Annotated in this window: 15 protein-coding genes; 3 read left to right on the forward strand and 12 right to left on the reverse strand. The window is 35.2% G+C overall.

The window, feature by feature from the left end; translation table 11 throughout:
* Positions 1 to 116: 116 nt before the first annotated feature.
* From H8S01_RS12860 to H8S01_RS12890, 7 genes are all read right to left on the reverse strand, one after another.
* Positions 117 to 848, reverse strand: coding sequence for a WbqC family protein (locus tag H8S01_RS12860; RefSeq protein WP_186837442.1), 732 nt, complete (start codon positions 846 to 848; stop codon positions 117 to 119).
* A gap of 13 nt (positions 849 to 861) precedes the next feature.
* A complete protein-coding gene (locus H8S01_RS12865) occupies positions 862 to 1,638 on the reverse strand; it encodes a hypothetical protein (protein ID WP_186837443.1) in 777 nt (258 codons plus the stop codon).
* A gap of 68 nt (positions 1,639 to 1,706) precedes the next feature.
* Positions 1,707 to 2,555 carry an SIR2 family NAD-dependent protein deacylase gene (locus tag H8S01_RS12870; protein WP_186837444.1) on the reverse strand — a complete coding sequence of 283 codons (849 nt, stop codon included), beginning with the start codon at positions 2,553 to 2,555 and terminating at the stop codon, positions 1,707 to 1,709.
* Between the two features lie 206 nt (positions 2,556 to 2,761).
* The gene (locus tag H8S01_RS12875) at positions 2,762 to 3,793 is read right to left on the reverse strand and encodes a hypothetical protein (protein ID WP_186837445.1); all 1,032 of its coding nucleotides are present in this window, start codon (positions 3,791 to 3,793) and stop codon (positions 2,762 to 2,764) included.
* A complete protein-coding gene (locus tag H8S01_RS12880; protein WP_186837446.1) occupies positions 3,790 to 4,566 on the reverse strand; it encodes a hypothetical protein in 777 nt (258 codons plus the stop codon). Before H8S01_RS12880 ends, H8S01_RS12875 begins: the two co-directional genes overlap by 4 nt.
* Before the next feature lie 123 nt (positions 4,567 to 4,689).
* Entirely contained in the window at positions 4,690 to 5,418 is a 729-nt protein-coding gene (locus H8S01_RS12885; protein WP_330605623.1) for a recombinase family protein, read from the reverse strand.
* 115 nt (positions 5,419 to 5,533) lie between these two features.
* The gene (locus H8S01_RS12890; protein WP_243204390.1) at positions 5,534 to 6,016 is read right to left on the reverse strand and encodes a DUF3825 domain-containing protein; all 483 of its coding nucleotides are present in this window, start codon (positions 6,014 to 6,016) and stop codon (positions 5,534 to 5,536) included.
* 264 nt (positions 6,017 to 6,280) lie between these two features.
* Between H8S01_RS12890 and H8S01_RS12895 the strand changes: the two genes are divergently transcribed.
* From H8S01_RS12895 to H8S01_RS12905, 3 genes are all read left to right on the forward strand, one after another.
* The gene (locus H8S01_RS12895) at positions 6,281 to 6,628 is read left to right on the forward strand and encodes a helix-turn-helix transcriptional regulator (protein WP_186837447.1); all 348 of its coding nucleotides are present in this window, start codon (positions 6,281 to 6,283) and stop codon (positions 6,626 to 6,628) included.
* A gap of 191 nt (positions 6,629 to 6,819) precedes the next feature.
* Positions 6,820 to 7,206 (forward strand): BlaI/MecI/CopY family transcriptional regulator, encoded by a 387-nt coding sequence (locus H8S01_RS12900; RefSeq protein ID WP_004059103.1) that lies wholly within the window; start codon positions 6,820 to 6,822, stop codon positions 7,204 to 7,206.
* A gap of 1 nt (position 7,207) precedes the next feature.
* Positions 7,208 to 9,013 (forward strand): BlaR1 family beta-lactam sensor/signal transducer, encoded by a 1,806-nt coding sequence (locus tag H8S01_RS12905; RefSeq protein ID WP_186837448.1) that lies wholly within the window; start codon positions 7,208 to 7,210, stop codon positions 9,011 to 9,013.
* Positions 9,014 to 9,098: 85 nt separating this feature from the next.
* Here the strand turns inward: H8S01_RS12905 and H8S01_RS12910 are convergent, their stop codons facing one another.
* The 5 genes from H8S01_RS12910 to H8S01_RS12930 form a co-directional block, all read right to left on the reverse strand.
* Positions 9,099 to 9,647 carry a hypothetical protein gene (locus H8S01_RS12910; protein ID WP_117482133.1) on the reverse strand — a complete coding sequence of 183 codons (549 nt, stop codon included), beginning with the start codon at positions 9,645 to 9,647 and terminating at the stop codon, positions 9,099 to 9,101.
* 122 nt (positions 9,648 to 9,769) lie between these two features.
* Complete coding sequence (locus tag H8S01_RS12915; RefSeq protein ID WP_118371773.1) at positions 9,770 to 10,210, reverse strand: hypothetical protein; 441 nt, start codon at positions 10,208 to 10,210, stop codon at positions 9,770 to 9,772.
* A 59-nt stretch (positions 10,211 to 10,269) separates the two neighbouring features.
* Positions 10,270 to 11,535, reverse strand: a complete 1,266-nt coding sequence (locus H8S01_RS12920) for a DUF6070 family protein (RefSeq protein ID WP_186837449.1) — start codon at positions 11,533 to 11,535, stop codon at positions 10,270 to 10,272.
* A 22-nt stretch (positions 11,536 to 11,557) separates the two neighbouring features.
* Positions 11,558 to 12,835 (reverse strand): DUF6070 family protein, encoded by a 1,278-nt coding sequence (locus H8S01_RS12925; RefSeq protein WP_186837450.1) that lies wholly within the window; start codon positions 12,833 to 12,835, stop codon positions 11,558 to 11,560.
* 37 nt (positions 12,836 to 12,872) lie between these two features.
* Positions 12,873 to 13,115 (reverse strand): hypothetical protein, encoded by a 243-nt coding sequence (locus tag H8S01_RS12930; protein ID WP_243204392.1) that lies wholly within the window; start codon positions 13,113 to 13,115, stop codon positions 12,873 to 12,875.
* Positions 13,116 to 13,518: the final 403 nt, after the last annotated feature.

Genomic DNA, 13,518 nt, shown 5'->3' on the forward strand with positions numbered 1-13,518 from the left:
TGCAGTTTTCAAGGTTCAAAGAACTCTAACTGAGTTCAAAATATATCTAAAAATACATTTCTGTACTTTATTCAAAAAATATCATTTTAGGGCTTGACTTTTAATAGTTAGTCTCCTTACATATATTGTTTTATTTGCTCTTTTTTCTCTTCAATAATAAGATTATACAATGCGTCAGGCCCATTATACGCAATAAAATCCAAAAAGGAGTTATTGCGATAATCTTTCAAACCATATGTATCTCCTTGAATAATTTTGGAATAATCGTAATATATTATATTAATCCCCGCTTGTTTAAATACATCTTCATCAATATACGTTTTTCCCCCAGAACCACATACATAATTAGTACAATTACTCTTAATACATAACTCAATTAGTTTTCCATTACGGTCAGTAGAATCAATCCCCATTTTTGATGAATATTTTTCTTCCGGTTTAAATCCTAAAAGATCAAAGGCAATATTCATGCAACTAACATTATATGAAGCTAAATCAAATATATTGTACGTTTCTTTTATTAAAAGTTCTAGATAATCTAATACCCACTTATTATATGGTGCTTTTGAATAGTTACACTGAAAATGCTTATACAAATGTTCATTTAAGGAACGTGTATCTTTCAACTTGATATTATTTATTTTTTCAAAATAATCAGCTTTTTCTATCGGAGCAGTAAACAAAACAGGACGTTGTTCTGAATCTCTAAGGAAAACCCTATTCTGCCACTCTCGTCTCACATATTGAACATTATCATAAATCACCCATATATCTGAAATAGCAATTTTAATAAACACTTTCATCCTTGGAAGAAAATTTGGTTGATGTATAACTATTGTATTATTCACAGACTCCACCTCCTTAAGTATCAATAATTTCATACCTATATTGCTCATTATCTAAAAGAAGCATTTTTTTTTGACCTTCAAATTTAAAACTATTGAAAAGACTCATAGCTCGTTTAAAATATGACTTACTCAAATCATACTCCTTTGTCAAAAAATAATATTTTGCCATATCCTTATAATACATTCCAACATATATTTTATCTAATTTTTTACCAAGAAGTCGAATAATAGTTTCCAATTCCTTTTGAAGTTCTGTTGCATTTTTACTATCATTCATCTGAAGATAAAATTGAAACAGCCGTCTTTTATTTTGAAACATTTCAAATAAGTCTGTAGTTGTAGATGTCTTATTAATATCGATTATGATATCCTTATCTTTTGTCAATAAATATAACTGTCTTGTTAATGTATCTGAACTATTGAAAATATATTTCTTTTTAGAAATATCATGTATAGCGTCAACACATATCCTATATGCCTTTTCAATGTTCCCTCTATGCTCAAACACAATGGAATACAAGTAGTATATTCCACAATACAATTCAACGTAATCTTGAGACGCATAAAATAGATTTTCAACAATATTAATTGCTTTCTCAAGATATGATTCTGCCTCTTTAAATTTTTCAATATTACCGGTATTAATTATTAAATAAGCAACCTGTTTATATAATTTTGCCATTTCAAATGAATAGTAATTTTCTGTTTGAACTTCATATTTACTAATATGAAATTCATATATTTTGATTAGTTTTTCATAACTTGCATACGTTAAATAATCCCTTTGCAAATTAACATTAATAGCAGCAATGGTTAATTCTAAGTTAGCATAAACCGGAGCAATAATATGTGATTCACTTATGGGTTTTTCTTTTTTTTTAGTTCTTCTAATAAATCCAGAATCCCCTCATGAGAACCAGTTTTATTTTCATACTCTATAATAGTAATATTTTTATGTTTACGTAAATATTTCCTTTCAAGACTTGAAAACTTCCCCTTTTCCACTGCCATATAATGATTTCTATTATTTCCACTACTTATAGCGTTTATATAATCAATCAATTCATTCATATCTGGATCTGACATGCTATATCCAATAAAAAGAAATGTATTTGTCAATAACAAAGACTCCATCAATTCTTGCATTACTTGATTTTTATATATACACTCCAAATATCCCTGAAGCCCTAATACAATTGTTGCCTGACGTTCATATGTTCCATGTAATTTTAATAAAAACTTATCTTCAATCTGACATAAATTTTCACTAATATCATTTTGAGTCCAAGCTTTAATCTTTTTAGGTGCATATCGTTGAAATGCATCTTCAATTAAAGTATCAAAATTAGTTGTTACAATTGCCCGAAAATTCATTTTACAAAGAAGCGGGTAAATTGGGTCATTTGGTTCTAATCCATGAAACATCTCAGACAGGAACGACTGAAATTCTGTTTTTTTCAATTCATCAATTACTATTTGTGCCACAGAGATAGACTTATTATCTTTAAGCATTTCTAATAAAATTTGTTTTTCTGTAGCATCAAAATAATCTCGTCTATATGCATATTCAACGAGTTGTTTTACAAACTCATTCCAATTTGGAACACTTGTACCGTCAACCCGTTTTATGCGTGAAGAAATTCCCGCACCTACAAACAAAACACATTTTTCCTTTATATAATCTTCTTCTAAAGGATATGGAATCATAATATCAACTCCCTTCTAACACAAATAAATTTTTCTATTAAATAAACAAAGCTCTGCCAAATTTCGTCCCTACAAATGTCTTATCAGGTCCAAAAGTTGACAGAGCAATTTCATCGGTTGCTCATTCTGATTGTTTCAGAATATGGTTGTCAGTTCATTTTACTATATTCTATCCTATAACGCTAAAAATTTCAATAGTTCAGCAACTAATCTGACATTTTTCTTATCTCAGAAAAGGCTCTATTCACCTTTCCTAATATTACCTTCACATCACTACCAATATTACATTTAAACAAAGCATTTACAACCGATCCAAATTCATCATTTATACATAAATAGTCAAACCCTTCACTAATAACATTGTTTAATTTGTCTAGCGTATATTCCCAAAAATCCTTACTTAAAAAATCTGCCCGTAATTCTAACAAATCTGTCTTATCTTCGACAGCTTCATAAATATGTTCATAATAAGGGGTTATTAACCAATATGCAACTTGTAGCGGTCTGTATCTCTCAATCGTATCGTAACTGTGTATTGTTTTTTGTCCTATTACATCATTAAAAAATGCACCAAAATGAGGATGTTCTCCTGCTATCCGTTCTGCATAATGTTTTTGATAACCATGAATAAACCTATGCATTTTTTCCGTTTCACTCTTTCGAATTGTCATATAAATCAATGTACACATATCTAATAACAACTCAATTGAAAAAATCTCAGCATCAATTACATCCTTGAAGATACTCCTATAGTTTCCATGTGCAATTTTATTACGAATGATATTATTAAAATAATACATGAAGTATTCAACAACTTCTGTATAGATTTCATCTCCTATATCTAACAAATATTGTATCTTCTCTTGCAATACTGCACTGGTATACATTTCTAATTTTGTGAATCGTCTAAATGTTGTACTATCCATCAAATAATCAGCAAACATGCCTTCAATCTGTATTGGAACAACATGATTAAACATTTCAAAGTCACTATTTTGAAATAAGGTCAAACATTTATTCAGTATATCTTTCCGATTCCTTAAGCAAACACTCTCTTCAATCATTATTTTAACTTCTTCGAATAGTGCATAATCAGATATAAATTTCTTTAAAGTTTGAAGATAACCTTCTTTATCCACTTCCTTCTGGGAGTTCATATCATCTATTGCCGGAACTTTACTTATGAATTCTCGATATTCGTTTATACGTTCTTCCTCTGTTTTTGTGTACGAAGTCATATAAAAATTTTTCCGGGCTTTTCACCTATAACATATATTTTAATTTTATAGAACAATGCATATGGTCTATCCAAATCATCTTCAACTATCTCTATAATACTGCGATATGATGAAAACTCCATTTCAGCATTGACTATTGTATCTGTAGATAAATATAATGCCTTTTTCCTTAACTTATCATCAATTTCATCTGCAGTCTCACAATTACATAATTCTGCTAAAGACTGCTGCAAGTACTGCCTTTCAAATTGAATAATCGCCTTTCTCGTCCTAAGAGAATTACACTTTTTTGCGGATGTAAGTACTTCTGTCTCATCATCACTCAAATCTCGCATTAAAGAATATGTAGATTTTCTTCTTTGTAATTCCTTCATTCGATCTTGCGTTATTCGTAAATCTTGATTAATGTGCTGAATTTCAGAATCTATTCTTGTAATCAGATTCGTATACCTCGTTCCAATCAATTCATCATACTGCTCTTTTACCGCTGTGAACTGCTCTTTTGGAAGTTTTTCAATTCCTAGAATTTTACAGCATCCCAAATAATAATCATCCATACTGTCAAATTTTAAATTCTTTGGTGCTATTGTACGAATAACTGCTTTTACAAGAGCATCTCTCGCATTATCTACATCTAACAATTTATTAAAATAATATTTTCCCAACTGTGTAATTGATGTCTGTGCAAAAATATCTGGCTCAATACTTTTTCCAAGGATATCAATTAAATGTACGTGTATCTTCCTACAAATCTTATTTTCTTCTTCTGTCATATTTTGCCTCGACTTTATATTTTATTTGGATTTATTCTACCATATCCACCTACATTTTACTATCCAAAAAAGAGCAAGAAAAAAAGCCGATCAGGAATCGCAACTCCCAATCGACATCTTTTCTTACTCCTCTCCATTTTTACATTCAATCTCCGTTCCGTCCAAGAAGACCACCAACAATGTTCCATCTTCAAAAACCTTGATGTGGTCCAGTGTTTTCAGCATGAAGTCCGTATCCATCTCCGTCAAAGGCTTTGCCCCATCGGTATATTCTATGAACTTCTCCGCCCGATAACTTTCCAAGAGGTTCTCGCTCTGCAGCTGTTCCGTCCACTGCTCCATAAAGTCCTCTCGGTTCTCCACCAATGCGTTCCAAGCCATCAGATAAGCCTTTATCAGCGTTTCTTCCTCTACGTGGCGGTTGGCACATCCCATAACTCCTTTGACCTTGTAGCGTTCACTGCATTGCCATACCTTACGGTCAACTCCCGTACTGCTCCGCCAGCCTTTCCGTGCAAATACTTTATTACAGTCTCCGCAAATTATCTTGGATGCAAATGGATTGCTTTCCGGCCGGTGGGAATAGGAGTTTGTCCCATGCTCCTCCAGATACTTTTTCCTGCGTTTTATTTCAAGCTGTACACATTCCCATATCCGCTTTGAAATGATGGCATCGTGGTCATCCTCCACATAAAACATCTGAATTTCCCCTTTGTTCTGTGTACGTTTCTTGGTGAGGAAATCCACCGTATAACTTTTCTGCAGTAAGGCATCACCCTTGTATTTTTCATTCTCCAACATACTCATTAAGGTTGTGGACTGCCACTTCGTACCGCCATCCCAATTTTTCACACCTTACCGTTCAAAAATCCTCTTGATGTAATCGGTTGTTTTTCCGTCCATGAATTCCTGATACAGCCGAACCACAATCGACTCCTGTGTCCTATTGATTACCAGCTTCCCCGTTTCATCCGTATCGTAGCCAAGAAAACGCTTTGTATCTTAACTTTGGAGACAGTTCATCACAAAAACCTATAAAATACCAATCTCTTAAAGAATCCGAAAAATTGTTTCTTTCAAAATAACCATAAATCCCCTTGTACTGAGGTGTGTATAATCTAGTATGGAAGCAGACACATTTGTTTTCCAAATGAAAAATACTGTCTGCTTTTCTTGGATCACTTTCTGAATTAAAGTCAATAACCTGCTTGCGAAAAATTGTATGTATGTAACGTTCTAAAATGGGGGTGCCTGCATTCTTTGTTTCCCGGCTCGGCTTTCGGAACTTCCATGATTCCGGCAATGCCAATCTCTCCAGTTCCGCTAAATATCCGTACCAATCCGGTACATATGCAAATTCAAATAAATCCGGTGCTATCATCTGTTTCCTCTTTTCCTGTGGTTTTCTGTACTCATATCTGTTTTCTGTCTTTGCTTCCATCTCTTTCATCATGAGCCTCCTTTTTATTTTCTCTTGAAATATAAAATAGGTGTATCGCAATTCTATCGTTCTGTGAATTGCGATACACCTATCAATGCGTTTTTATCCATGAACAAATTTCAGTAACTTCAACAAACATCGTATTCTGTGCTGTTTCCTTGCTTCCATGTAATTTCTCCTTTTATGGTGTAGTTCGTTTCATCTTACACCTGTACTCTATTGTAATTCATAATATTTACCCTGTAGTGTAAACTAGCACTGAGGTGAATTGTAATGCATGACTATGTAAAAAATCTTGCGAAGGTAGTCCGGGCTGCCAGAGAAGAATCCCATCTATCTCAAGCAGCATTAGCTGAACAAATAGGTTGTGATGAGCGTACAATACTAAATATTGAAAACGACCGTGGTAATCCCAAGTTCGAAGTATTGTGCCAGATCATCGCTTATTTACACATTCATGCAGACCGTATTTTCCACCCTGACACTGCTACGGATGGGGTGAAAAAACAAAAACTGTTATTGATGCTACAGGAATGTGATGAGCAAGAGGCAGCCGAGATTCTTCCAGAAATTGAATACCTCTTAGCACTCATACATAAAAGAGGTAATTCAAACGAATAAAGGAACCAGCTAATCCGTTGTGATTCTGGTTCTTTTCTTTTTGTTGCCATCTCCAAATCTTACTCTTGTAATATTTCAATTATTACACGAGTAAGATTTCAAGTCAATATGTTTTTTATGAAATTGACAACCACATAAATAACGTCTATAATATATTTATTACAGCCGTAAGATTTAAGGAGGGATTTGAAATGAGCGATTTACCACAGATTTCTGAAGCTGAATTTGAAGTTATGAAAATCGTATGGAAACATGCACCGATCAGTACCAATGAAATAACAGATAAATTATTACAGACCACAAGCTGGAGTCCTAAGACGATACAGACTTTAATCAAACGTCTCGTAACAAAAGGCGTTCTGACTTATGAAAAACAGAGCCGAGTGTTTGTTTATACCCCAGTCGTGAAAGAAAGCGAATACATCGGCCAGGAAAGCAACTCTTTTCTGGAACGATACTATGACGGGGATATCACTGCCATGCTGTCTGCCTATATAGAAAATGACAGACTGTCTGAAACAGAAATAGACACCCTACGTTCCCTTCTTTCCAAGAGGTCAAAAAAAGGAGGAAATTAACGTGGCTAATTTTATGATACGCTTTTTAATATGCAATGTATTTATCAGCGGTATCATCGGAATTCTTTTGATAGCCAAGCGGATATTCAAAGGCAACCTATCCAGCCGGATGCAGTATAATCTGTGGTTCCTGCTACTTGGATTGTTAGTAGTTCCTTTTATACCGTTCCGTTTAATTGGGTTTCCGCAAATCCTCTCGTGGCTCAGTAGCCTGAAAAGTTCTCCTACTTCTGGCACCAGAACCGCCATAGGAGAAGCTGCGGGGATCAATCCAGCCGGAAATTCAGACTGGATGAATGACTTTGCCCTTTCGGTAAATAGTGAGACTCCATCCAGCATCGGATACATACTATTTGGAATATGGCTTGTAGGCATCCTTGCAATGATTATATTGGTAATCAAATCCTCTATCCGCTTACAGAACTTGAAAAAATCTGCACTTCCCCTTCAGAACCCGGAAGTCCGAAAACTATATCATCGATGTATGAAAGAAATGGGAATTAACAGAAATATCCATGTTTACAGTACTGCATTTTTGAAATCTCCGATTATTGTTGGGCTTTTGAAACCTTGTATTTATCTGCCGATTCATCTCATCTCAGATTATAACGAATCGGACATGCGATACATGCTGTTACACGAGCTACAGCACTATAAGCACAAAGATGCTATTGCCAACTATCTAATGAACTTTGCCGGAGTAATATATTGGTTCAATCCTCTTGTCTGGTATGCTCTGAAAGAAATGCGTAATGACAGAGAGGTTGCCTGTGACACCTCTGTTTTAAAGATGCTTGAGGAGGATGATTATGCAGATTATGGTAATACACTGATCAATTTTGCGGAAAAGATTTCACTTACTCCATTTCCGTTTGCCGCCGGTCTTGGTGGAAACATGAAGCAGATGAAACGGAGAATTATCAACATTGCATCTTATGAGAAGCCGACATTTATAAAAAGAGTAAAAGGTATGACTGCATTCATGTTGACTGCTGTCCTTCTCCTTGGATTCGCACCTTTTATTTCTACATACGCAGCAGATGGAAGCCACTACCAATGGGATTCCTCTTCTGAGAATATTTCCTATGTAGACCTCTCCACATACTTCGGAGAATACGAAGGCAGCTTTGTTTTATACGATTTGGAAAACGATGCATGGAGTATACATGACATGGAGCATGCCACCTTACGGGTTGCTCCAAACTCCACCTACAAGATATACGATGCTTTGTTCGGATTGGAAGAAGGCGTCATTACACCGGAAAATTCGTTCATTGCATGGAATGGAGAAACCTATCCATTTGAAGCATGGAACGCAGATCAGACCTTACAATCTGCAATGAACTCCTCTGTGAATTGGTATTTTCAAACAGTAGATGAACAGCTTGGAGCCTCTGACGTTTACAGCTATGTTCAAGAAATCGGATATGGTAACGAAAACATGAGTGGCGATTTCTCCTCTTATTGGATGGAATCCTCCTTGGAAATATCTCCAATAGAACAGGTCGAACTTTTAACCAAGCTACAGAATAACAGTTTCGGCTTCGCCCCTGAAAATATCAATGCAGTAAAAGATGCCATCTGCCTTTCAGCTTCCGATGCCGGAACATTCTACGGAAAGACCGGAACTGGCCGTGTAAATGGTCAGGATATTAATGGATGGTTTGTTGGCTTTGTCGAAACGGAAGATAATACATACTTTTTTGCCACAAATATTGGAGCCGATAGAGATGCTACCGGAGGCAACGCAACTGAAATAACCATGTCTATCTTGTCAGACATGAATATCTGGGTATCACAGAAATAACAAAAACGAGTAAAGGTTAACTGTAGAATTAACTTTTACTCGTTTTTTTCCATTATCTTATTAATTGTTTTTTCTTTTTTAACTACTACTTTTTGCAATATTCATAAATATTAAATGGTTCTTCTCTTTTTTCAAATAAGATATCAGCTTCTTTAATAATCTTAATAAGTTCTTCTGTCTCTACACCTACTGTTTTTAGTACAAGTAACTTTTTTTCATTCGTTATGAGAAAGAAAAAACCTTTGTACAAAAAGACTCTATCTATTTCTTTAAGTTCACAGATCTTTTTATCTTCTAATTTTATTCCCTGAACATCAATTTCCACTTTGTTATATCTTGATTTATTCCATACAAATTCATGGACATTATTTTCAAATTTTTTTCCCTTAGATTGAAACCAAATAATCCAAATCAATGCAATAATAGAAATCCCCATTTCCACATAAAACATCGGATAACTCTTTACAAAATAGCAGCCGATTGATAACAAAAATAATACTGGTGTCATTATATAAATAATTTTCCTTCTATTATTTTTTGTCTTAAGTAATTGATATGGCATAGCATATTCTAACGAAAGCATATACTCTAATGCTTTTCTATCTTCATCGGTCATAATAGACTTTATAATCATTTTTACACCATCCTTCCATATTGGCATAAATGCCATAATTGGCACAATAGAAATATGTAAAATATGAAGCTACTGATTTTACTGATTTTGGAAATATATTTCATAATTCATCTTGCTCCTTTTTAGTGTCCACGAATATCTATCTCTTTCAGCAAAGAATTCCCATCTCCCCACGAATACACAATGTAATATCCTTTACTCTCTATCTGCTCCGCAAATTGCAATGTACTATGATCGACCACTTCAATCTCTTGTCCTTCTTGGATATCTACAAGATATTCCCACTCATTACTTCTGTACCCTGAATAGTAAGCATCCAATTCTTCCAAAGACAAATCACTTCGAATTAAAATTGCTCCGAAATACTGCATTCCATTTCCGTTACCTGTCAGCTTCCCTGCCCGTGATATTGACTCTATCAATTCCGTTTTCTCTGGCAGTGGTGTTTCACATAATTTCTTTTCCACTTTATAAGCAGTGTGGTTATTTATAAGCGGAATTGAAATCACACCGCCTATTAATACAACTGCTGCCAATATTCCAACTAGTTTTAATTTCTTCATGTGTCCTCCTTCCTTTTCTTACATCTGTAAGATTACCACAAAACACAACTATTATCAAATCATTCTTTAATTCGGTATTGGTAGTCTGGTATGTGCATAATTCCGTCATTCAGAATTTCATTCCCTAAATACTGAAAACTGCCATCCTCTGCAAACCTTATCGTAAGTTCATGAGTTATAACTGCATCATCACATATAACCATATCACAAACTGCATCAACGGTTAGTGTAATTGTTCCATCTCCATTTTCTCTTATATCAATTACTTCTGGCAAAGAAGTACCAAAGAACGTTGGTGCATAATTAAGGCAACCAAGACGCACCCAAGCGTAAGTCTGGTTTTCCTCATCAAATACTGCATATTCCCGTATCTGCTCTGCCGTCACCGGAAGATACTCCATAATTAAATTTTCAAATTCCTCTTTTGGTATTCCATTTGGGTAATTCTCAGAATTAAACTTTTCCTGGTATTTCATTGCATACAGATATTCATATATCCCATTATAATCCAGTTCTTCCATATGCTCTGTATCCCAATTGGAACATAAGAGGTTATTTCCCTGATATCCCAGACCACGCACGCATTTTTCAGACATTTCACGCTGTTCCTCTGTCATTGGCTTTACTCTGATCAGACAGCTCCCATCCACCATCTCAGTTACTTCCGGATACTCTGGTACACATAGTTCATAACAAAACCACCCTTTACCCGTATATTTCCACTCTTTGATTCTGGTGTAAGAAATGTATGATGTTCCTGGTGTATTATTATCATTCCAAACGCCTCTTGTACTTACGATGTACATATCTGTTCCATCGAAAATAAATTTCATTCTTCCTACGCCACCATCATCATATATCTCATAAATTACTACAGCGCCGCTTTTCCCATCCATGCATTCATTGAGAAATTTATCTACATTTTCATAATTTCCCATATTAGAATACAAAACCAATGTAGCAACCGGACATCCTGTTTCCATTATTTTCTTCTGCATTTTAAAAATTGTTTCATCTTCCAAAACAACATTAGAAGCTGCTCCTTTATCTGCATCTCCATAAATGTCAGAAATACGTTCCATCATTTCTATACAGTCATTTTCAGCTTCCACCGCTTCCTGTTCGTCCACGGGAAGATTGTAGCCCTTTTCCCACTGTTCTGTAGCCTCTTCCTCTGCACTTTTTGTTTCCTCTGTGGAAGATACCTCTTCTGTATCTTTCTCAAGAGTTTCGCTTGTAATACTATCTTCCTTCCCACAGGCACACACACAACACCCAATCAGAAATGCCGTAATCAGTAAAATATTCATTTTCTTTAATACCATAAAATTATCCTTTCCTTCGAAATCACCTTTGCTGTGATTTTGCTATTGGCGGCAATTCCAATTCTATTTGCTCTATAGAATTAGAAAGATACCTGAAAGTTCCGTCTTCAAACGGCTGAACTACAACCGTATTCCTAAAAGCGAGGTCAGAATTATAATCCGGCCATACACCATCCACGATAAGTGTGAGCGTTCCATCCACATTTTCCGTATAATCTACTACTTCTCCAAAAGGTGGATACGGGCTGGCATAAATCATTTCATATTCATAACTGTTGCTGTCTTTATCATATCCACAATGTTCTCGCAACTGTTCTATAGATACCGGAAAATAAGTGGTCATTATCCTTTCATATTCCTCTGCCGGAATCTTCCAATCTTTAGTTTTGAGATTTTCGCCTGTATAAATCCGATAGATATCTTCATACATACAAGGCATAAGAATATCCTCTACATTACTGCTGTCCCAATTTGTGACAAGCACATTATAATTCACATAGCTTAGTCCTGATATGTATTCTTGCGTCAATTTCCGGCAGTCTTCCGGAAGCGGCTCTATTCTCCAATACTGTCTCAAACTTGCATGTGTAATCACATATTCATATGCGTAGATAAAATACCCTTTTTCTGTAAGTTTAATTTCTGTCACATTACTTATGGAAGTTCCCTGTATTTCGGGTATTCCACCTTTCCTCCACTTAATTCCAATATAATAGGTCTGTAATTTATCTTCCCTATATATAAAAGTTATTACTCCAATCAGCCCATCCCGCTGCACATCAAATATTGTAACCATCGAATCCTGACCATTCTGATAATCTGCATAAAAGTTTTCTACTTCCTCATGGTTCTGCATATTGGTATCTTCTTCCACACTTACCAGACCACTCTTCCCCAATTCCTCCACCACCATTTTTCGTTGCTCGCTAGTAAATTCACTAATGCCAGAAAAGTAACTTGACTCATCCACAATTTCAACATCTTTATATATCCCGCTAACTGATTCTGCCGCTGCCAAAGCTATGCTTTGCAGATGCTGCTTTTCCTCATCAGAAATAAGACAATCACTGGCTTGCGGAATAAACCAATATGCTGAATCTATAGAAGTTTCCGTATCACTTTCTTCTTTCGTTATCGTTTCACTGTCTTTGATTTCCACCGGAGGCTCCCACACTTCTTCTGTCGCCTTCTGTTCTTCCGTGTGCTGCTTTCCCCAACAAAGCACTCCTGCTATTACCGCAATTAGCAACATCAAAATCGAAAATCCCCATTTCTTCAACAGCCAATTTACATCTTCCATCATTCGCCTCCATACATTTCTTCCCGTTCCTCTGCTGTCAAACGGGGTGTGTGCCATGTTTCCTCACTATTATCCTCGGAAGGTACTCCTGTTTTGGAATATAATCCATGTACTCCACCAAAAGTTCTTCCGGTGTCCTCCAGACATTTCCCTTTGTTGCTAACATTCCTGCCACACATACTGCAGAAATTACCGCAGCTATTCCTATAACAGCACTCACAATCCATAGGAGCCTGCTTCTTGTTTTCTTTCGCTTGATTCTGCTTTTTCCTTTCTTCATATTGACCTCCATTTATTTTCATTGCTGATATGGTCATATTCTATTTTCAATGTTCGTCTCCATTCTCAAATATTACATTCGTAAGATTTGAGAATAAAAAAATTTCCTTTTTTAAATTCTATTCTCTGTTTCATATTCCTCCTTCTCTTTTATTACATGCGTAAGATTTCAAAGCAAAAAAATTTTGCATTGGAATCTGCTGCACTTGTATAAATATTACATCAGTAAGATTTGGAAGTCAAGTTATCTTTATATAAAAAGGCTTCTGTCGAGAAGTATCATACATTTTCGCAAAAGTGATACCATTTAGCAAAAGCCTATTATTCAGCAGAGTTTCAAAACACCCCACTGCTTCAATATTCAAATGTTTCATTCAAAAGACCAGAAAACACACGTCCATTAT

Source organism: Lachnospira hominis (ex Liu et al. 2021) (assembly GCF_014287955.1).
GTDB lineage: Bacteria > Bacillota > Clostridia > Lachnospirales > Lachnospiraceae > Lachnospira > Lachnospira hominis.